Origin of the sequence: Nguyenibacter sp. L1 (genome assembly GCF_035199985.1) — a bacterium.
Taxonomy (GTDB): domain Bacteria; phylum Pseudomonadota; class Alphaproteobacteria; order Acetobacterales; family Acetobacteraceae; genus Gluconacetobacter; species Gluconacetobacter vanlangensis.
This window is the reverse complement of sequence record NZ_CP127015.1, coordinates 4,151,257-4,171,781: the sequence shown is the minus strand read 5'-3', so window position 1 is coordinate 4,171,781 and position 20,525 is coordinate 4,151,257. Positions and strand designations below refer to the sequence as shown.

The window sequence follows — 20,525 nt, the reverse complement described above, 5'->3', positions numbered from 1 at the left end:
TGCGCAAGGGCCGGCGCCGCAAAAAAGCGCCGGCCCTTCCCCTGGCCCCGCCACCCGGCGACGGAGGCCGACAGCGCGTCCGCTACCAGATCTTCACGCGCGCCTCGGGCTTCAGATACAGCGCCTCGCCCGGGGTGACGCTCCAGGCCCGGTACCAGGCATCGATATTATGCATCGGGATATTGACGCGAGCCTGCGGCGGGGAATGCGGGTCGGTCATGATCCGCTGCCGTATGATGTCGTCGCGCAGCTTCTGCCGCCACACCTGCGCCCAGCCCAGGAATACCCGCTGGTCGCCGCTCAGCCCGCCGAGCACCGGCGCCGGCTTGCCGTGCAGCGAGGCATGATAGGCATCCAGCGCCAGGGTCAGGCCGCCCAGGTCGGCGATGTTCTCGCCCATGGTCAGCTTGCCGTTCACATGCACGCCGGGCAGCACCTGGAAGGCGTCATATTGCGCCCCGAACTTCGCCGAGAGCGCGTCGAAACGCGCCGCGTCGTCCTTGGTCCACCAATCCTTCAGCCGGCCCAGATAATCGAACTTCCGCCCCTCGTCGTCGAAGGAATGCGTCATCTCATGCCCGATCACGCCGCCGATGGCGCCGTAATTGACGGCCGGATCGGCCTTCGGGTTGAAGAAGGGCGGCTGCAGGATCGCGGCGGGGAACACGACCTCGTTGAACACCGGGTTGTTGTAGGCATTGACCGTCTGCGGGGTCATATCCCATTCGTCGCGATCCACCTTGTGCCCCAGATGGCCCAGCCAGTAGCGCCATTCGAAGCCGATGGCGCGTTCCGCATTGCCATAGGCATCGCCCAGGCGGATCCGCAGCGTCGAATAATCCCGCCAGCGGTTCGGATAGCCGATCTGGATGGTGAAATGACCCAGCTTCTGCAGGGCCGCGGCGCGGGTCTTCGGCTCCATCCAGCCATTATGCTGCAACCGCACGCGGAAGGCGGCCTTCAGCTCGCCGGTCAGGTCGCGCATCGTGTCGCGGTAGGCGGGCGGGAAATAGCGCGCGACATAGGACTGGCCCAGCGCCATGCCCATCGCGCCGCTGGTGGCCGACACCGCGCGCTTCCAGCGTTCGGGCAACTGGGGCTGGCCGGACAGGATCCTGTCGTTGAAATCGAACGATGCCTGCACGAACGCCCGCGGCAGGTCGCGCGCGGCATTGTCCACCAGGTGAAAGGCCAGCCAGGCGCGCAGCGTGTCCAGGCCGGTCTCGGACGCGATCCGCGCCTCCCCCACGATGGCGTCGGGCTCACCCACGATCAGCGTGCCGGATTTCACGATCGCCGGCGGCAGTTCCGCCCCGGCCAGATAGGACGCCCAGTCGAAGCCGGGGGCGCGCTTGCGCAGGTCGGGCACGCTGATCGGGTTATAGATGCGATCCGGATCGCGCATATCCTGCCGCGCCCAGTGCACGCCGGCCAGGCGCGTCTCGAACGCCACGATCGCCGGCGCCATCCGGTCGGCGTCAGGCCAGCCGATCATGGTCAGGACCTGCCGCACATAGGCCTGATAGGCCGTCTTCTTCGCCGCCAGGCCGGGCTTCAGGTAATAATCACGGTCCGGCATGCCGATGCCCGCCTGGTCCAGCATCAGGGCATAGCGCGTGGGGTCCTTGGCGTCCGGCTGGATCGCCAGCCCGAACAGCGAATATTGAAAGCCCGTCTGCCCCTGCCCCAGCAGCCTGGCGAAGGCCGACCGGTCCGTCACCGCGCGAATCGCCTCCAGCCCGGCCGCCAGCGGACGGGTCCCCAGCGCCTCGATCGCGCCTTCATCCATGAAGGTCGCATAGAACGTGCCCAGCTTCTGGTCGATCGTCACGGGTTCCGCCACCGGATGGGCCGAAACCGCCTGCAGGATGGCCTGCACCCGCTTGCGCGACAGTTCGAACAGCATGTTGAACGGCCCATAGGCCGTCATGTCGGGCGGAATCACGATGTCATGCACGGCGCGGCCGTTGGCATAGCCGAAGAAATCATTCCCCGGCGTGACGTCCGGGTTCCGGCCCGCAAGGTCGAAGCCCCACGAACCATAGGACGGCGCGGCATCCGTCGCGGCGCCATAGGCCGGCACGGGATCCGCCGCGCGCGCCGCGGGCCCCGCGGCAAGCAGGACCGCCGTCCCGCACGACAGCGCCATCCGCGCAAGGCCGCCCTGCCGGCGCGCCCGGGCTGTTTCCCCGCCTGTTCCCCCGGTTGTTCCGATATCAGACATGCTGCTTCCTTCGTCTCCTGCCTGCATGAGTCGCGAACCGGTCACTTCCGGCGCCTGGCATGGTGCTTCACGCTCTTCGGCGGCGATGCCGAAGGCGGCTGCGATTCGGCCGCCACCCGATAATCGAACGACAAGACCCCGGCCAGATAGGGCGCCAAGAAGGTCTTGAACGCGTCATGCGCGGGGTCGAAGAAGCCGGGCCGCGCTACGACCGGCCGGCCGACATAGTAATTGCGGTCCCCCTCGGACCCGAAGGTCACCAGGAACCCCATCTCGTACCCGTCATCCTGTCCTTCGCCGCCATTCTGCAGGCCGGTTTCGATCGACCGCACCACGGACCGGCCATCCGGGCGGCGCGAATCGACCGCCAGCTCCAGGAACCGGCGGGCAATCTCGGCCTTCTGGAACGGCGTGACGCCACGGAGGAAACGGAACAGCACCACATGCCGGACCAGCCCCGGCCGGAACCCGGGCGCGGTAAAGGCGGCGGCCCCGACCTGCGCCAGTTCTTGCTGCGCGGCCACGGCCGCGGCGTCGGGGGCCGGCAGGGCGGGCGGCGAGCTGGCGATCGGCAGCGAATAAGGCCGGGCCAACGCCGGCACGGACGGCGCGGCCATCGCCGCCGCAAGGCCGAGCCCCGCCCAGGCGACGCCCGAACCGACACTACCGAAACGTTTGACCATGAACCGCTCCCGCGCGCTGCTGCATTCCTGATGGTGTCATGAAAGGACGAAGCGGGACATCAGGCCATTAAATATTGATTCCGTTTTACCTTTTTCAGCCAGGGCCGGACGATCAGGACGCCAGCGCGGCCAGGCGGGCGAATTTTCTCTGCCGCATGCGGATCAGCCGATAGACGACGCGGGCGATCACCCCATGCACCCAGCCATGAGGCGATACCCCGATGGTCTTCAGGATCATGCCCGTCACCCGGATCGTGTGCTTCGGCTGATAATAGCGCATCGCCCGCGACATATAGGCCGCGATACAGCGCCGATGGTCATAGGGCCGGCCGACCGGCTCGTTGGTCGTGTGATAGGCCGAGGCCAGTTCGTCGTCCTCGCTTTCGGTCACGCGGCCCAGGGCGATGCGGGTGCGCCGCCACACACCCAGGCGCTCGCGCTTCAGATAGCGGTGCATATGGTCGTAGAACAGCTTGAAATGCCGGTATTCGTCGGCGGCGATCTGCTGGCAGATCGCCTTCAGCAGCGGCTCCTCGGTCGCGTCGGCCAGCGCGGTATAGAAGGACGAGGTCCCGGTCTCGACCATGCAACGGGCGATCAGCTCGCCGGTGCGCGACCCGCGTACCGAACGATCGACGTCCAGATCCAGCTTATAGCTCTCGCGGTAGCGGGCAAACGCCTCGGGATAGTTCCATTCGGGGTCGGCCAGCATCGCCCAGCGCCCCAGCGCGTCGCCATGCTGCACTTCCTCGACCGCCCAATTATCCGCGGCGTCGCGAAAAGCCGGATCGTCGGAGAATACATTGTTCAGATAGGTCGCATAGTCGACGCCGTTGCGCTCGACGACCGAGGCCGCCTTGACCACGGGAATGATATCGGGGTCCACGCGCGCAGGGTCGAAACTGTCCCAATCCATCTGTTCAATGCGCCAATGCTTCATCGTACCCCGTCTTTCATCAATACCCGGTCCCCCCCGGCGCGCGCCCATGCCGGCCCCCGCCCGGACCACGCACAAATGGTTTTCGGCTTCCGAGATGGCATAAAAGCCTCGATTATGCCATGCAGTCCTGATCGGCCCTCGCGCGTTCCCCAGCGTGCGGCCCGTTCGCCGGACGGCGCAACAAGAACGAACGCGGATCACACCGTATGAACATACATGAATATCAAGCGAAGACCCTGCTCAAGGGTTTCGGCATGCCGGTACTGGACGGCCGCGTCGCCCGTTCGCCGGACGAAGCCGTGACGGCGGCCCGCGCGCTGCGGGCCCCGCTGGTGGTCGTCAAGGCGCAGATCCATGCCGGGGGCCGCGGCGCGGGGCATTTCGCCGACGATCCCGGCGGCAAGGGCGGCGTGCGCCTGGCCCGCACGCCCGAGGAAGCCGAACAGGCGGCCAGCGCCATGCTGGACCACACGCTGGTCACGCGCCAGACCGGGCCGGCCGGCCGCATCGTGCGCCGCCTGTATGTCGAGGCCGGATGCGACATCGCGCGCGAACTGTATCTTTCCCTGCTGGTCGACCGCGCCTGCGGCCGGATCGTCATCGTCGCGTCGCAGGAGGGCGGCATGGCGATCGAGGACGTGGCCGCCGCCGCCGCCGAACGGATCCTGAAGGAACCGATCGACCCCGCCACCGGCCTGTCCGACTACCAGGCCCGCAACCTGGCGGCCCGGCTGGACCTGCACGGCAAGTCGATCCGCGCCTTCACCGCGGTGCTGCGCGCGGCCTATGACGCATTCACCGCCCTGGACGCCGCGATCGTCGAAATCAACCCGCTGGTCGTGACCGGCACGGGCGAGATGGTGGCGCTGGACGCGAAGATGAGCTTCGACGACAACGCCCTGTTCCGCCACCCCGAACTCGAGGAACTGCGCGACGAGAACGAGGAAGACCCCCGCGAGCGCGAGGCCGCGCGCCACGGCCTGGCCTATGTCGGCCTGGACGGCACCATCGGCTGCATGGTCAACGGCGCCGGGCTGGCGATGGCCACGATGGACATCATCAAGATGGAAGGTGAGGAACCGGCCAATTTCCTCGATGTCGGCGGCGGCGCCACGCGCGAACGGGTGGCCGCGGCCTTCCGCATCCTGCTGTCCGACAGCAAGGTGCGCGGCATCCTGGTGAACATTTTCGGCGGCATCATGCGCTGCGACATCATCGCCGAGGCGATCGTCGCCGCCTCGCGCGATACCGGGCTGCACGTGCCGCTGGTGGTGCGGCTGGCCGGCACGAATGTCGCGCAGGGGCGCGACATCCTGTCGCGATCCGGCCTGCGCATCATCCCGGCCGAGGATCTGGGCGACGCGGCACGCAAGATCGTCGCTGCGGTCCGCGGAGAAACCACCCCGGCGACCGGCGCGGAAGGAGCGGCCTGATGTCCATCCTCGTCCATCGCGGCACCCGCGTCCTGACCCAGGGCTTCACCGGCGCGCAGGGCACCTTCCATTCCGAACAGGCGCTCGCCTACGGCACCAGGCTGGTGGGTGGCGTGACTCCGGGCCGGGGCGGCGGCACCCATCTGGGCCTGCCGGTCTTCGACACGGTCCTCGAGGCCCGGGCGGCCACCGGGGCCGATGCCAGCGTGATCTATGTGCCGCCCGCCGGCGCCGCCGACGCGATCCTGGAGGCGATCGCCGCCGAGATCCCGCTGATCGTCTGCATCACCGAGGGGATTCCGGTGCTGGACATGGTGCGCGTGCATCAGGTGCTGGTCCGCTCGAACAGCCTGCTGATCGGCCCCAACTGCCCGGGCATCATCACGCCGGACGAATGCAAGATCGGGATCATGCCCGGCGCGATCCACCGGCGCGGCCATGTGGGAATCGTCTCGCGCTCGGGCACCCTGACATACGAGGCCGTGGCCCAGACGACCGAAGCCGGGCTGGGACAGAGCACCTGCGTGGGAATCGGCGGCGACCCGGTCAAGGGGCTGGATTTCACCGATGTCCTGACCCGCTTCATCGAGGATCCGGATACGGATTCGATCATCATGATCGGCGAGATCGGCGGCACGTCCGAAATCGAAGCCGCCCACCTGATCCGCGCCAGCGGCACCAGGAAACCCGTCGTCGGCTTCATCGCCGGCGCCACCGCCCCGCCCGGGCGGCGCATGGGCCATGCCGGCGCGGTCATCACCGGCGGGCACGAAACGGCGGCGGCCAAGATCGACGCGATGCGGGAAGCGGGAATCCACATCGCCCCCAGCCCGGCCCTGCTGGGCCGGACCCTGGCCGGCATCCTGGCGTCCCGCTGAACGCCCCGCCCGATCCCGACGGGGCTCGAAGGGGGCCTGAAGGGGTCGGGACGGGTGACAGTCTCCCCGCTTCTGTGGCACAGCGTGACTCGCTACCGACGTCACGAATACCAGGAACCCGCCCGATGCCCGATGGTGTCATCACGGCCACATCGCCGTATCACGCTCCCTCGCCCCTGCCGCCCGTGCGCACCGACTGGACGCGTGACGAGGTGGCGGCGCTGATCGCCCTGCCCTTCCCCGAACTGATGTTCCGGGCGCAGAGCGTGCACCGGGCGCGCTTCGATCCCACCGAGGTGCAGATCTCGACCCTGCTGTCGATCAAGACCGGCGGCTGTCCCGAGGATTGCGCCTATTGCCCGCAGAGCGCGAAGCATGAGGACGGCGTGAAGGCCACCCGCCTGATGGCGGTCGAATCGGTGCTGAAGGAAGCCCGCGCGGCGCGCGACGCCGGGGCCGCGCGCTTCTGCATGGGCGCCGCGTGGCGCTCGCCCAAGGACCACGACCTCGAGACGGTCTGCGCGATGGTCGAGGGCGTCAAGGCGCTGGGCATGGAAACCTGCGTGACCCTGGGCATGCTGGATGATCGCCAGGCCCGTCGCCTGCGCGATGCCGGACTGGATTACTACAATCACAACCTGGACACCTCGCCCGAGCATTATGGGGCGATCATCACCACCCGCACCTACCAGGACCGGCTGGACACGCTGTCGCATGTGCGCGAAGCCGGGATCAATGTCTGCTGCGGCGGCATCGTGGGCATGGGCGAGGACGAGACGGATCGCGCCGGGCTGATCGCCAGCCTGGCCAGCCTGCCGAAACACCCCGAAAGCGTGCCCATCAACCTGCTGGTCCGCGTCGCCGGCACGCCGCTGGCCCAGGCTGAAACGGTCGACCCGATCGATTTCGTCCGCATCATCGCCGCGGCCCGCATCACCATGCCCGCCAGCCGGGTCCGCCTTGCCGCCGGGCGCGAGGACATGACGGACGAAGCCCAGACCCTGTGCTTCCTGGCCGGGGCGAACTCGATCTTCTATGGCGAGAAGCTGCTGACCACCCCCAACCCCGAAGCCAGCCGCGACGCCCGCCTGCTGGCCCGGCTGGGGATGCATACCAGCATCACCCAGGGCGAAATCCAGGGCTGAATTCCACCCATCCGGCCCGCGCGACATGCCGCGCGGGCATTTAGGACTTGCGCGGACGGGCGCGGTGCCCGAAATCACCGCCATGTCGTATGCCATCAAGGAGATGTTCGCGACTCTCCAGGGAGAGGGCGCGCAGGCGGGCCGTGCCGCCGTGTTCTGCCGCTTCGCCGGATGCAATCTCTGGTCGGGGCGCGAGGCCGATCGCGCGCGGGCGGTCTGCCGGTTCTGCGACACGGATTTCGTGGGCACCGACGGCCAGGGCGGCGGCCGCTTCGCCGACGCTGCGGCGCTGGCCGACGCCATCGCCGCCACTTGGCCCGCCGTCGACCGCACGCAGGCTTTCGTCGTCTTCACGGGCGGCGAGCCGCTGCTGCAACTGGATCGCGCCCTGATCGACGCGGTCCATGCGCGCGGCTTTTCGATCGCGATCGAGACCAACGGCACCCTGCCGGTCCCGCCCGGAGTGGACTGGATCTGCGTCAGCCCCAAGGCCGGGGCCGACCTGGTCCAGCGATCGGGGCACGAGCTGAAACTGGTCTATCCGCAGCCCGCCCTGCCGCCCGACTCCGTGGCCGGGCTGGATTTCCAGCAATTCTGGCTGCAGCCGATGGACGGCCCCGCCCAGGGCGAGAATATCCGGGCCGCCGTCGCCTATTGCCAGGCGAATCCGCGCTGGCGCCTGTCGCTGCAGACCCACAAGCTGATCGGAATTCCCTGACATGACCGCGTTCCAGACCCCCGCCGACCCGACGCGGGAAACCGCGATCGTGCTGTTTTCCGGCGGCCAGGATTCCGCGACCTGCCTGGCCTGGGCGCTGTCGCGCTTCGGCCGGGTCGAAACGCTCGGCTTCGACTACGGCCAGCGCCATGCCGTGGAACTGGCCTGTCGCGCCGCGCTGCGCACCGGCATGGCCGGCCTGAATCCCGACTGGGCGACCCGGCTGGGCCAGGACCACACCCTGGCGCTGGACGCGCTTGGGGCGGTCTCGGAAACCGCGCTGACCCGGGACGCCGCGATCACGATGGGTGAGAACGGCCTGCCCAGCACCTTCGTCCCCGGCCGCAACCTGATCTTCCTGACCTTCGCCGCCGCTCTGGCCGCGCGGCGCGGTGCGCGGCACATCGTCGGCGGCATGTGCGAAACCGACTATTCGGGCTATCCGGACTGCCGCGACGACACGATCAAGGCGCTGCAGGTGGCGCTGAACCTGGGTATGGACAGCCGCTACGTCCTCCACACACCCTTGATGTGGATCGACAAGGCCGACACCTGGCGCCTGGCCGAATCGCTGGGCGGCCCGGCACTGGTCGACCTGATCAACCGCGAAAGCCATAGCTGCTATCTGGGCGTACGCGACGTAATGCACCCCTGGGGCCACGGCTGCGGCACCTGCCCGGCCTGCATGCTGCGCCGCGCGGGGTGGGAACGCTATGTCGCGCAGCCCGCGATACACCCCGCGACGGGCTCGGGGACCGGATTCGCCAATGCTTGACCTGGTCTTCACCCGCCGGTTCTCGATGGGGCACCGGCTGATCCACGGCGCCAGCGAAAGCTGCGCCCTGCCCCACGGCCACAACGAATTCGTCACCGTGCGCCTGCGCCCCACCGCGCCACGCGCGCTGGACGGGGCCGGCAACATGGTCGTGTCCTTCCAGCGCGCCAAGGGACGCTGGCATCGTTTCGTCGACGAACGGCTGGACCATGCCTTGCAATTGGCCGAAGACGACCCGCTGCTGGCCTGGTTCGGCACGCATGAACCCGAGCGGGCCAGGCGCATCGTGGTCACCCCGGGCGACCCGACGACGGAACTGATGGCCTGCCTGATGATGGCCAAGCTGAACGCTTTGCTGGCGGACGATGGCGGCCATCTGGTCTGTGCCGAGATCACCCTGCAGGAAACCCCGACCAACACCGTCCAGTATACGGGCGACCCGCTGGAGGTCCTGCCCGCGCCACGCCCGCCCGCGCAATGCTGGTGGCGCCGGGCGGATGACAGCATCGCTGATCTCTGACCCGTCGCGCCGGCGTCCTACCGGCCCGGCGATGGCTCGGCGAACGGATCGGGTCCATGCGCCGCGATCGCGGCGTCCTCCGCCGGCACGCCTTCGACCGTGACCGACACCGCGCCCTGGGCGATCACGTTCCGCGGCTTCTCGCCCTGGGCGGCGGTGCTCTGCGCGGCCTGCATTGCCAGGGACGACGCCCCCTGCCCGTCGCCGCCCCGCGCCGCGGCGTGGCTTGCCAGCACCAGCGCGCGCGCCATGCCACGATAATCCACGATCTGCCGGCGCCGATCGGCCGCAGCACGGGCCAGGTCGCGCGCGCGCAACGGATCGGACGCCAGCAGCAGGCGGGCCCGCAATTCGTCCTCATCCGCCTGCCATTTCGGCGTGACGGGCCGGCGGGGCGCCGTGTGCTCCCGGGCGAGATGCTCCAGGGCGGCCGACAGCCCGGCCCGGTCCCCGCGCGCATCGGCGATCAGCCCGCTCAGCAGGGCCGCATGCTCGGCGATGGCGGGATCGGCGCTGCCCATCGCCCTGCCGGCAGGCGCTGCGGCCTCGTCGTCGCGCTTCAGCCGGAGCAGCGCCGTCGCCTGGACCAGATCCAGCGCCGCATCCGGGCCGCCCCAGCCCCGTACCGCCATGGCACCACGCGTGGCGGACAGCGTGCGCAGCGCATCGGCGGCCCGCCCCTGATCCAGTTGCACCACGGCCAGGTCATAGCCCGCATCGCCGATCGCTCCGGCATCGTCGCGCGCCATCGCCCGCCGCCCGGCCAGACGATACTGGATTTCCGCCAGTTCCAGCCGATCCAGCGCCACGGCCTGGCGGCCGGTCTCCATCGCCTGGTCCAGCATGTCGTCCTGCGGCCCGGTCCGCCCGCCGCCGCATCCCGCCAGGGCCGACACCATCAGAAGCACCGCCAGACGGGCGGCCATGCCCTTCATGGCTGGATTCTCTCCGCCGGCAGGCGCCGTTGCGGCGGCTGGGCCGTGCCGCCGCCGCCCAGCAGCCACAGGCCGCGCAACTGGTCCGTCAGTTTCTGCAGGCTGGTCGCCGTGATCTGCGCCTGGGTCAGCAGCGCGGGCAGTTCGGACGACGTCTCCTGCAGATTGCGGGTGATCTCGGGCAGACGCGGGCTGGCCTTGCGCAGGTCCGCCGTCACCGCGCGCATATTGGCCATGCCGCCGTCGGCCTTGGTCATGACCCCGGACAGTTGATGCTCGATCGGCGTCAACTGGGCGACGGCGGCGTTCAGCGATTCGACCAACTGGTCCGCCTGGCGGATCAGCGCGTCGTTCGTCATCAACTGGCCCACCGTTCCCTTGCCGGCATGCAGGTCCGTGATGGTGGCGTCCAGCATCGACATCATATGCTGCGAACTGTCCAGCACCGGCAGGATGCGCGCGCGGATATCGGCGAAGGTCTGGGTGATCATGTCCGCCGGATTCGGGGCGTTCTGCGCGGTGATCACGGCGTAATGCCAATCCATCGGCTCACCGGTCCCACGCGTGATGTCCACGTAATCGGCCCCCGCCACCACGAAGCGCCGGCGGATGGTGGCCGTGCTGTCGCGGCGGATATAGGTCTCGAGCTGCGGATCGATGTCGGCGATCGCATACATCCCGCCCGACGGGTTGATGCGGATGCGCCGGATCGTCCCGGCATGGATGCCCACGACCTCGATATCGTCCCCGATCGCCAGGCCGCTGACCCCCACATCCGGCAGCACGATCTGCAACTGCCCGGCCGGGGTCAGCCAATCGCGCAGCACTCCGGCCTCGACGATCGCGGCGAAGCAGATCGCCAGCGAGACCAGCACCAGCAGCCCCACCCATTCGTCAGCATAGCGCACGCGCACCAGTTGGCGCGACGGATCGGCCGTCTGACCCATTGTCCGGCCTTGGGCCATCTATCCCCTCCGTATCGGAAACAGGCCTTCGTCCAGAAGGCGCATTTGGGCGCTGACCGCCCGGCGATAATCCCGCCACGCCGCAGCGTCGCGCGCAAACCACAACACCGAGGCCCCGCGATCCCGCGCCGCCGTCACGGCCGCGAGGAATGCCGGCGCCGCGTCCGGCGGCAGCGTGTCGGACACGTCCTCCAGCAGCAGCAGGTCCGGCCGGCCCAGAAAGGCGCGCACGCAGGCCGCGCGCGCCAGGTCGGCCGCCGACAGCCGCCCCGGGCCGGAAAGCGGCATACCCGGCAGGCCGAACGCATGACCCAGCGCGATCGACGCCTCGACCAGTTCCCTCGCCGGACGGCGCGTATGATGCAGTTGCGGCAGCATGATGTTCAAGTGCGTGCCGAACAGGTCCAGCCAGGATGCGCGCTGCGTGATCCGCCCGATCCGCCCGCGCAGCGCATTGGCCTGCCGGTCGCCCAGTTCGCGCCAGTCCAGCCCCATGAAGCGGACCGAACCCGCCGTCAGATTCACCATGCCCGAGCACAGATCGGCAAAAAGGGTGGCGCGCCCGGGATCGCGGCATTCGATGACGGCGCAATCGCCCGGCATCAGCCGCAAGTCGATCGGCACCGGCGCCATGCCGCTTTCCTCGAACGAGGGTCGCGCCGCACGAAGTTCCAGCATCGGGCCACGGCTCGCCATCGCTCAGAACCCCAGGCTGAACACGATATTGACCCCCAGCACCAGCAATATCCCCCGGGCGAAGCCGCGCGGCATCAGGGTGGCGATCGTATCGTCCCGGTCGACCAGCAGCCCGGTCAGACAGGACCCCAGCCCGATGCAATAGCCGACCAGGACGAATTTCAGCGGAATGATCAGGAAATCCCACGCCGACATCGCCCTCAGCACGTTCGAGAAGAAGGTCCAGACCGACGTGCTGATCACGCCCGCCGTATGGGTGACGATGAACCCCATCAGCAATGACACGGTCGCGAAGATGATGCCCAGCGTGAACCCGCCCACCGTAAAGGCGAAGGTGCGCGGCAGGACCAGCAGCAGGAACGGGTCCAGGCCCTGGGCCTCCATGGCGCGGATCTGCCCGCCGAGGGTCAGCATGCCGATTTCCGTCAGGCTCAGCATGCCGCTGCGCCCCAGCAGGATGACGCCCACCAGCACCGGTGCGATCTCGCGCACCAGGACCGACACCAGGATCGATCCCGTCATCTGCGCCATGCCGGCGAAGCCCAGCCAGTATGCCGCCTGCGACACCACGGTCAGGCCGGCCAGGGTCGCGGTCACCAGCACGCTCAGAAAACCGCCGCCCACGACCTGGCGCAGGCACAGCCGGAATTCCTGCCGGACCGTCCGGCGCCAGGTATAAGGCCGCAGGGTTTCGCGCAGCACGCCCCAGCCCGCCCCGACCAGCACCAGCGCGAAACGGACCTGATGCCGCGTCAGCCGCCCGATCGCCGCCAGGGGCGGCCGGACGCGCCCCGACAGCGCGGCCAGTCGCGCCCTCCAGGGCCCAGGCGGCGCCCCCGCCCTTATGCTCCCCGCCCCGTCGTTCCCCGCTCCTTCGCTCCCCACTCTTTCGCTCATCGGCGCCCCGCCAGGACATAGGTGCGCGTAACCCCCGCCTGCGGCATGAAGAAACTGCCGCGCTCACGAAACAGGAAACGCTGTCGCAGCAGGTGATAGACCGTCTCGGTCACCTGGATCGTGCCGATTTCCGGCGCGCCGTAGGCCATCATTTCGGCCATGCCGATGGCATCGCCCCAGATGTTGAAGGCCCGCGGCTCCTGCCCCAGCAATCCGCCGAAGACCGGTCCGACATCGATCCCCATGCGGAACACGGGCTCCAGGTCCGCCTCGGCCAGGACCGACAACGCGGCCTCGCGCATCGCCAGGGCGGCGTTGGCCATCCGCTCCGCGGCCCCCGGATCGGGCGTCCGGCTGCAGCCGGCGACGCAGACCAGCCGGTGGCCCAGCATCTTGATCGCGTACAGGCCGCATCGATGCGCGACGTCCTGCAGGCGCACCGCCAGCGTCTCGACCAGCGCCATCATTTTCGCCGGATCGGCGCGCGCCGACACGATCAGGTCCGAAAACGTGATGACCATGACCGCCACCGCCGGGAACAGCCCGGCCGGCATGGCCTCCCCCTCCACCGGAACAGCGCCGCCCGGCGGGACCAGGAAGCCGCTGCCGAATGCATGATCCGCTTCCTCGGCGGACGGTCCGCCGACCCGTTCGCCGGATGCCAGCTCGGCGGCCGCCGCCGCCACGGCGTCATAACGCTGCGCCGAAAAACGCGCGGCCACGATCCCGGCACTCATGGCGATGAAATGCGATGCGGCGACGGCACGCGGCGCGTCCTCCAGCGTGATCACCCCGACCGGTCCCGACGCCCCCTGCACCGGCACCAGCGACAGCCCGCGGCTGCCGAAGGCCCGCATGAACAGCAGGTGGAAACTGGCGGTGCGCGCATCCGCCGCCGCATCGGCGACGTGGATCGCATCGCCATGCGCCACGGCGTCGAAGAAGGATTCAAGCTGGCTCCGCGACAGTTCGAACCCGCCGGAATGCGCATCCTGCCGCGAATCGTAGGAATCGACGCACAGCAGCGTCCCTCCGTCATGCATCAGCCGCCAGATCGCCACCCGTCGCGCGTGCGACAGTTCGGCCATGCCATGGGTCAGGATCAGCGCGTCGTCCGTCGGGTCGAACAGGTTGGGATAGCCGGCCACCGCCTGCAGCGCCTGGCTCTCGCGTCCCGACGCGGCACGCGCCTGCTCAAGCTGTTCCGCCAGCCGGTCGCCGCGCCGCCCCTGGCGGAACAGCAATATCCCCAGCACGCCGGCCAGCGCCACGATCAGCAGCGAGAACACCAGGTTCTGCCGCCCGTCGGCGAGGGCGAAATTCGCGAAATCGCTCTCGGGCGCAACCAGCAGCAGCACCCATTTCCGCGCGGTCACCGGCAGGGGGGCGGCAATGGAAATGAAGTTGCGCTTGCCGCTTCGGACCGTATGCGGCCCGTATCCTTCCACGCGATATACGTCGAAAGCCTGCGCCAGGATCGGATAGGTCCCGGGGTCGAGCACCATCTTCGCCGGGTCCCAGCCGGCCTTCTTGGCCACGTCCACCATATGGCGCCCCGCCAGCAGGTGCCCGTCCTGGTCCAGGATCAGCGCGTGCCCGCTCTGTCCGATCTTCAGCGAATCCAGGAAATTGGTCAGTTCGTTCAGCGACAGATTGACCGCGAAGACATAATGCCGCCCGTCCAGGGTCTGGAATGCGATGGAAGCCGTGATGATCAGTTGGCCGGTCTGCGCAATCAGATAGGGGTCGGACCAGTAAAGCTGCCCCGACCGCACTGCGCCCCGATACCACGGCCGCGTCCGCGGGTCGAAGCCGCCGGTCGGGTTGCTCTCGGTGCGCAGCGGCCGATCCTGCGCGTCACGGAACTGATGCACGAACTGCGCGCCGGCCCCCAGTCCCGTCAGTTCCGTGGTTTCCAGCCCCTGCCCCTTGGGATCGCGCTCGACCAGCGCGAAATGCCCATCCGCGTCGGCCAGGTAGAAGGAATGGATCTGCGGCACGTGGCGCAGCATGCTGCCGCCATAGGAATTGAAGATCCTGCCGGTCACATCCTGGGCGCCATGTTCCAGCAGGTCGCGGGCGATCACCGTCCCGGCGGACGCGGGCGAAAGATAATCCCCGACTTCCTGCGCGATGTAATTCTGCTGGCTGACCAGCAGGTCGTGGGTCAGCGACAGCGCGCCGTCACGGATGACGCGATAGGAATGCACCCCGATCGCGGCAATGACCGCGATGACCAGCGCCACGCCCAGGATGGGCACGCCGACCTGCAGCAGGACACGCCGCATTTGGTCCGACCGTGCATCGGCCGGATCCACGATCTCGTCAGCGGACAATGCTCTCTTCCCGGTCTGCCATGGCGCCGCGCCCCGTCATGGTACGACCATAGGCCATTGGAAACGCAAGCGCCAAGACCGCCGTGTCCCACCGGCCCCGTGGCCGCCCCCTGGCCCGTTCACGCCGACCAGATCGGGTCCTTGATCTTCTCCAGGAAACGCGCGTGCGCTGCCAGTTCCGTCTCGCTCGGCACGATCGGGCGGGGCACGCGCGCCGCGGCCCCGGCATAGCTGTACGTCGCCTGGACCGCGCCGCCATCCTCGACCGTCAGCCCCAGCCCGCGCTGCCGGCCGCCCCTCAGTTCCAGATAGACGTCGGCCAGCAGCCGGCAGTCCAGCAGCGCGTTGTGGGTGGTGCGCGCCGACAGGTCGATGGAAAAGCGGCGGCACAGCGCATCCAGGCTGTTCGGCAGGCCCGGAAACCGCTCGCGCGCGATATCCAGCGTATCGACCATCCGCTCCAGCGCCAGGACGGGCAGGCCCGCGCGCTGCAGCTCGGCGTTCAGAAAGCCGAAATCGAAGCGCGCGTTATGGGCGATCATGTCGTCCTGGCCGATGAAGTCCAGGAACGAGGCCGCGACCTCGTGAAAGCGCGGCTTGCCCTCCAGGTCGGCCAGTGTAAAGCCGTGCACCCGCGACGCTTCCTCGGGGATGTCCCGGTCGGGATGGACCAGCACATGGTAATGCTGCCCGGTGGGCAGGTCGTCGATCAGCTCCAGCGCGGCGATTTCGATCACCCGGTCCCCGTTCGCAGGGTCCAGGCCGGTCGTTTCCGTATCGAACAGGATCGAACGCTTCATCTCTTCCTCTCCTCCGCGCGCAGGCGGGCGACCAGCCGCCGCACGCGCCGTACCGTATCCCCGCGCGACAGGCCGGTCAGGATGACATCATCCGCCCGCCGCCGCTTTTCGCGATCCGGCATCTGCCGGGCGATCAGCGCCGCCGCCTGGTCGGCCGAAACGTGGCGCCGCCTGGCGATCCGGCTGATCTGCACATCCCGGGGCGCCGACACCACCGCCACCCGGTCGCAGGCCCGATCGCCCCCGGTCTCGAACAGCAGCGGAATATCCAGCACCGCCCACGACCGGCCGCGCCGCCTGGCCCGCGCCAGAAACCGCATGCGCTCCTGCCGCACCATCGGATGGATGATCCGCTCCAGACCCCGCATGATCTGGGGATCGGCCAGGGCCGCGCGGCGCAGCACGGCGCGGTCCAGGACCCCGTCGCGCACCGACCCGGGCACCAGATCCGCGATGGCGGGCAGGGCCCGCCCCCCCGGCGCCTGCAGCGCATGGACCGCCGCATCGGCGTCGAACACCGCAAAGCCCGCCGTGCCCAGCAGCCGGGCCACGGTCGACTTGCCCATGCCGATCCCGCCCGTCAGGCCCAGGACGCGCATCCTATCGCGCCAGATCGGCGTCGAGCAGCGCCTCGATCTCGGCATCCACCACCGGGTCGACCCCGAACCAGGCGTGAAAGCTCAGCCGCGCCTGATGCAGCAGCATGCCCGTCCCCTCGACCACCGTCAGGCCCCGCGCCGCCGCCGCGCACAGCAGCGGCGTCCTGCGCGGGACATAGACGATGTCGCTGACCACCAGATCGGGCGCCGCCGCCGACAGGTCGGGCATGAACGGGCCGTCGGGCCCGCCATGCATGCCCAGCGACGTCGTGTTCACCAGCAGCGCATGGTCCGCCAGGCTGTCCGCCCAGCGTTCCCAGTCGATCACGGCGATCCGCCCTCCCTCGCTGCCCAGCGCCTCCGCCAGGGACTCGGCGCGCGCCCGGGTGCGATTGGCGATCGACACCGCGATCCCCCGGTCCAGCAGGCTGGCCGCGATCGCCCGCGCGCCCCCTCCTGCCCCCAGCAGCAGCACCGGCCCCCGGTCCACGTCCACGCCCTTGCCTTGCAGGCTGGCGACGAATCCGTCGCCATCGGTCGAACGCGCCGCGATCCGCCCGTCCACGCCAAAGACCAGCGTGTTGACCGACCCCGAGCGCCACGCCGAACGATGCAGGTCGTCCGCGATCGCAAAGGCCGCTTCCTTATGCGGAATGGTCACGTTCGCCCCGCGGAATCCGGCCGCGCCCAGGCCGCGCGCCGCCACCGCGAAATCCCCCGGCCGCACCGGCAGCGGCACATAGGCCCCGTCGATCCCATGCCGGGCCAGCCAGAAATTATGCAGCAGGGGCGAGCGCGAATGCGCGACCGGCCAGCCGATCACCCCCGCCAGCAGGGTGGCGCCGCCGATGGGCCGCCAACCCGGCGGCGGCATGCTCGTTCCGGTCATGCCCGATAACGCTCCCATGCAAGCGGCAGCAGCCGCGCCAGCCGTTCCGCCCATTCCCGCTGGCCAACCGCATCCGCCACCAGGTCCTGGCGGATCTCCAGCTCGACATGCGGCAGGCCTCGCGCCTCGGCATGTGTGGGAATCGTGTAGTCGCTGGTATCGGTCAAGGCATAGGGCTCGTTGTCCCCCACCAGCAGCCCGGTCTCCTCCTCCAGCAGCGCCTTCAGCATCAGGCCGAAACGCGGCGCATGGTTGTGCAGGATGCCGGCATGCCAGGGCCGCGCCACTCCGCCCATTTCCGGAGTGAAGCTATGCAGCGCCACCACGATCGTGGAGTCCGCCGGCCGCCCGGCCAGTTCGGCGGCGATCCGGTCGTGATAGGGGCGGAAGATCGCCGCGACCCGCGCCGCCACGTCGTCGTCATCCAGGTCCAGGTTGCCGGGCACCGCCGTCCCGTCGCTGACCCGCACGACCGAGGTCGGATGACCCGGCGCGCGGTTGCAGTCGATCACCAGCCGGGAATAGGCCTGTTCGATCAGGATCGTATCCAGCAGCCCCGCCAGGTGCCGCCCCATGCCGGCCATGCCGATATCCCAGGCGATATGACGTTCCCACTCCGCCGCTGGCACGCCCAGGTCGCCCAGGCCGGCCGGCACCGCGCGCCCCGCATGGTCGCTGACCAGGACGAAGGGCGACGCGCCCGCCCGCCCATGGATCATGACGGGCGCCGGGTCATGCGGCCCCAGCAACCCCGTTTGTCCTGAAGGACCCGGACTGGAAAGACCGTGACCCGAAAGATTATCGTCCCGCACCGTGCCCCCGAATTCCGCCGGCCTCATCCCGCCCGCCTCGTTCCAACCCTCTCACCCCGCCATGCGGCGCAGCAGCGCCGGCACATCCGGCGCATCCCACAGGACCGGACCGCCGATCCGCAGGATTTCCCGCCCCTTGCGATCCAGCACCAGGGTCACAGGCACGCCATCCTCGTGCAGCGCTGCCGGAATCGCCATCTGCGGATCGCACAGGACCGGCAGGCCGGCCACGCCGTGCGCGGCATAGAAGCGGCGCACGGTCGCCGCCCCGCCATGATCCACCGATACCGGCAGGACCGCGATGTCGCCGCCGGGCGCCGCATGCCGGGCCAGCGCCGCCAGCGCCGGCATTTCGGCCACGCAGGGCTGGCACCAGGTGGCCCACAGATTCAGCACCACGATCCGCCCCCGCCAGTCGGCCGGCGTCCGCACCGCGCCGGTCCCGTCCGCGAAGCGCATGTCCGGCACGGCGCGCGGGGCATGCGGCCGCAGGCTGGACAAGGGCACGGCGACCGGCCCGTCTTCCGCCGCCGCCCGGCACGGCGCAAGGATGGATTTGCACCCGAGCCATGCGGCCAGTAGGGTGCCGCCATTCGCGAGCAGGGCGCGGCGATCGACGGGTTTCGACAAGATCTGGGGCATGGAATGTCTGTGAACGAAGAACAGCAAACGGGCAAGGACGGTGCGCTGGCCAACGCTCAATGGGGCGGGCGGTTCGCCGGTGGCCCGTCGGCCATCATGCAGGACATCAATGCCTCGATCGGCTTCGACCAGGCGCTGTGGCGGCAGGACATCGCGGGCTCGCTGGCCCATGCCGCCATGCTGGCTCGGACCGGCATCATTTCCGAAGCGGACGAGGCCGAAATCCGCAGGGGCCTGACCGAGATCGGCGCGGAGATCGCCGCCGGCCGGTTCACGTTCAGTACCGCGCTCGAAGACATCCACATGAATATCGAGGCCCGCCTGTCCGAACGGATCGGCGAGGCCGGCAAGCGGCTTCATACCGCGCGCTCGCGCAACGACCAGGTCGCCACCGATTTCCGTCTGTGGGTGCGCGACGCCATCGACGGGCTGGACGCGCAGGCGGCATCGCTGATGCGCGCGCTCAGCCGCCGTGCGCTGGAACATGCCGACGCGCCGATGCCCGGCTTCACCCACCTGCAGACCGCCCAGCCCGTGACCTTCGGCCACCATCTGATGGCCTATGTCGAAATGCTGGCGCGCGATCGCGGGCGGCTGGCCGACACGCGCCGGCGCCTGAACGAATGCCCGCTCGGCTCGGCCGCGCTGGCCGGCACGTCCTTTCCCATCGACCGGCGGATGACGGCGGCGGCCCTGGGCTTCGACCGCCCCACCGCCAATTCGCTGGACGCGGTGTCCGACCGGGATTTCGCGCTGGAATATCTCTCGGCGCTCTCGATCCTGGCCATGCACCTGTCGCGCCTGTCCGAGGAAATCGTGATCTGGTGCTCGGCGCCGTTCTCGTTCGTGCGCCTGTCCGACGCCTTCACCACAGGCTCGTCCATCATGCCGCAGAAGCGCAACCCCGACGCCGCCGAACTGGTGCGCGCCAAGATCGGCCGCATCAGCGGCGCGCTGGTCGGGCTGCTGACGGTCATGAAGGGCCTGCCGCTGGCCTATGCCAAGGACACGCAAGAGGACAAGGAACCGGTCTTCGCCGCGACCGACGCCGCCGCCCTGTCGCTGGCGGCCTGCGACGGCATGGTGCGCGACCTGGTGCCCCATACCGAACGGATGCGCACCTATGCCGGGTCGGGCTTCTCCACCGCCACCGACCTGGCCGACTGGCTGGTACGCGTCCTGAAACTGCCCTTCCGCACCGCCCACCACGTCACGGGCCGCCTGGTCGGCCTGGCCGAAAAGCGGGGCGTCGACCTGGCGGACCTGACGCTGGAAGAAATGCAGGCCGAGGAAGCCGGCATCACCGCCGAAATCTTCTCGGTGCTGACCGTCGAATCCTCGATCGCCTCGCGCACCAGCGAAGGCGGCACCGCGCCGGACAATGTCCGCGCCCAGGCCACGCGCTGGCTGGCCGCCCTTGGAGAGCCCGCGGCATGAGAAGCATGGGCGGCATGACGGGCATGACGAAGGGCGCGATGAGGGGCGCGACCCGCCTGCTGGGCACGCTGCTGCTGCTGGGCGCCCTGGCGGGCGGCCTTGCGGCCTGCGGCAAGAAGGGGGGGCCCTCCGCCCCCGGCCCGGCCTCGCACATCACCTATCCGCGGACCTATCCGGCCCCCGACTGACGGCCGGAATCCG

The 20,525-nt window shown here is 69.3% G+C and carries 21 protein-coding genes; 8 read left to right on the top strand and 13 right to left on the bottom strand.

Features of this window, described 5'->3' with window-relative positions:
• Positions 1-82 precede the first annotated feature (82 nt).
• The 3 genes from QN315_RS18940 to QN315_RS18930 all read right to left on the bottom strand — a co-directional run bounded on the left by QN315_RS18940 (position 83) and on the right by QN315_RS18930 (position 3,847).
• The gene (locus QN315_RS18940; protein ID WP_408904666.1) at positions 83-2,149 is read right to left on the bottom strand and encodes a M13 family metallopeptidase; all 2,067 of its coding nucleotides are present in this window, start codon (positions 2,147-2,149) and stop codon (positions 83-85) included.
• A 116-nt stretch (positions 2,150-2,265) separates the two neighbouring features.
• A complete protein-coding gene (locus QN315_RS18935; protein ID WP_323990902.1) occupies positions 2,266-2,907 on the bottom strand; it encodes a Dabb family protein in 642 nt (213 codons plus the stop codon).
• A 112-nt stretch (positions 2,908-3,019) separates the two neighbouring features.
• The gene (locus QN315_RS18930; RefSeq protein ID WP_176641466.1) at positions 3,020-3,847 is read right to left on the bottom strand and encodes a ferritin-like domain-containing protein; all 828 of its coding nucleotides are present in this window, start codon (positions 3,845-3,847) and stop codon (positions 3,020-3,022) included.
• A 206-nt stretch (positions 3,848-4,053) separates the two neighbouring features.
• On the opposite strand from QN315_RS18930, the gene sucC reads away from it, so the two are divergent.
• From sucC to QN315_RS18900, 6 genes are all read left to right on the top strand, one after another.
• Positions 4,054-5,280: an ADP-forming succinate--CoA ligase subunit beta gene (sucC, locus tag QN315_RS18925; protein WP_323990901.1), complete on the top strand. Its 1,227-nt coding sequence runs from the start codon at positions 4,054-4,056 to the stop codon at positions 5,278-5,280.
• On the top strand, positions 5,280-6,158 hold the full coding sequence (sucD, locus tag QN315_RS18920; RefSeq protein ID WP_323990900.1) for a succinate--CoA ligase subunit alpha: 879 nt from the start codon (positions 5,280-5,282) through the stop codon (positions 6,156-6,158). Before sucC ends, sucD begins: the two co-directional genes overlap by 1 nt.
• A 125-nt stretch (positions 6,159-6,283) precedes the next feature.
• Positions 6,284-7,303: a biotin synthase BioB gene (gene bioB / locus QN315_RS18915; protein ID WP_323990899.1), complete on the top strand. Its 1,020-nt coding sequence runs from the start codon at positions 6,284-6,286 to the stop codon at positions 7,301-7,303.
• Between the two features lie 82 nt (positions 7,304-7,385).
• Complete coding sequence (gene queE / locus QN315_RS18910; protein ID WP_323993656.1) at positions 7,386-8,021, top strand: 7-carboxy-7-deazaguanine synthase; 636 nt, start codon at positions 7,386-7,388, stop codon at positions 8,019-8,021.
• A gap of 1 nt (position 8,022) precedes the next feature.
• Positions 8,023-8,796 carry a 7-cyano-7-deazaguanine synthase QueC gene (queC, locus tag QN315_RS18905; protein ID WP_323990898.1) on the top strand — a complete coding sequence of 258 codons (774 nt, stop codon included), beginning with the start codon at positions 8,023-8,025 and terminating at the stop codon, positions 8,794-8,796.
• Positions 8,789-9,316: a 6-carboxytetrahydropterin synthase gene (locus QN315_RS18900; RefSeq protein WP_176641288.1), complete on the top strand. Its 528-nt coding sequence runs from the start codon at positions 8,789-8,791 to the stop codon at positions 9,314-9,316. Before queC ends, QN315_RS18900 begins: the two co-directional genes overlap by 8 nt.
• A 17-nt stretch (positions 9,317-9,333) precedes the next feature.
• On the opposite strand, the gene QN315_RS18895 is transcribed toward QN315_RS18900, so the two are convergent.
• From QN315_RS18895 to QN315_RS18850, 10 genes are all read right to left on the bottom strand, one after another.
• The gene (locus tag QN315_RS18895) at positions 9,334-10,251 is read right to left on the bottom strand and encodes a hypothetical protein (protein ID WP_323990897.1); all 918 of its coding nucleotides are present in this window, start codon (positions 10,249-10,251) and stop codon (positions 9,334-9,336) included.
• Entirely contained in the window at positions 10,248-11,216 is a 969-nt protein-coding gene (locus tag QN315_RS18890) for an MlaD family protein (RefSeq protein ID WP_323990896.1), read from the bottom strand. The genes QN315_RS18895 and QN315_RS18890 overlap by 4 nt, the downstream gene beginning before the upstream one ends.
• Positions 11,217-11,912 (bottom strand): ABC transporter ATP-binding protein, encoded by a 696-nt coding sequence (locus tag QN315_RS18885; RefSeq protein ID WP_323990895.1) that lies wholly within the window; start codon positions 11,910-11,912, stop codon positions 11,217-11,219.
• Positions 11,913-11,915: 3 nt separating this feature from the next.
• Entirely contained in the window at positions 11,916-12,809 is an 894-nt protein-coding gene (locus tag QN315_RS18880) for an ABC transporter permease (RefSeq protein ID WP_323990894.1), read from the bottom strand.
• Complete coding sequence (locus QN315_RS18875) at positions 12,806-15,145, bottom strand: adenylate/guanylate cyclase domain-containing protein (RefSeq protein WP_323990893.1); 2,340 nt, start codon at positions 15,143-15,145, stop codon at positions 12,806-12,808. Before QN315_RS18875 ends, QN315_RS18880 begins: the two co-directional genes overlap by 4 nt.
• A gap of 119 nt (positions 15,146-15,264) precedes the next feature.
• Positions 15,265-15,945, bottom strand: coding sequence for a DNA polymerase III subunit epsilon (dnaQ, locus tag QN315_RS18870; RefSeq protein ID WP_323990892.1), 681 nt, complete (start codon positions 15,943-15,945; stop codon positions 15,265-15,267).
• On the bottom strand, positions 15,942-16,544 hold the full coding sequence (coaE, locus tag QN315_RS18865; RefSeq protein ID WP_323990891.1) for a dephospho-CoA kinase: 603 nt from the start codon (positions 16,542-16,544) through the stop codon (positions 15,942-15,944). Before coaE ends, dnaQ begins: the two co-directional genes overlap by 4 nt.
• Before the next feature lies 1 nt (position 16,545).
• Positions 16,546-17,433, bottom strand: a complete 888-nt coding sequence (locus QN315_RS18860) for a shikimate dehydrogenase (protein ID WP_323990890.1) — start codon at positions 17,431-17,433, stop codon at positions 16,546-16,548.
• The gene (locus tag QN315_RS18855) at positions 17,430-18,152 is read right to left on the bottom strand and encodes an N-formylglutamate amidohydrolase (RefSeq protein WP_323993654.1); all 723 of its coding nucleotides are present in this window, start codon (positions 18,150-18,152) and stop codon (positions 17,430-17,432) included. The genes QN315_RS18860 and QN315_RS18855 overlap by 4 nt, the downstream gene beginning before the upstream one ends.
• A 144-nt stretch (positions 18,153-18,296) precedes the next feature.
• Positions 18,297-18,887, bottom strand: coding sequence for a TlpA disulfide reductase family protein (locus QN315_RS18850; protein ID WP_323990889.1), 591 nt, complete (start codon positions 18,885-18,887; stop codon positions 18,297-18,299).
• A 3-nt stretch (positions 18,888-18,890) separates the two neighbouring features.
• Between QN315_RS18850 and argH the strand changes: the two genes are divergently transcribed.
• The gene (gene argH / locus QN315_RS18845) at positions 18,891-20,324 is read left to right on the top strand and encodes an argininosuccinate lyase (RefSeq protein ID WP_323990888.1); all 1,434 of its coding nucleotides are present in this window, start codon (positions 18,891-18,893) and stop codon (positions 20,322-20,324) included.
• Positions 20,321-20,512, top strand: coding sequence for a hypothetical protein (locus QN315_RS18840; protein ID WP_323993830.1), 192 nt, complete (start codon positions 20,321-20,323; stop codon positions 20,510-20,512). The genes argH and QN315_RS18840 overlap by 4 nt, the downstream gene beginning before the upstream one ends.
• Positions 20,513-20,525: the final 13 nt, after the last annotated feature.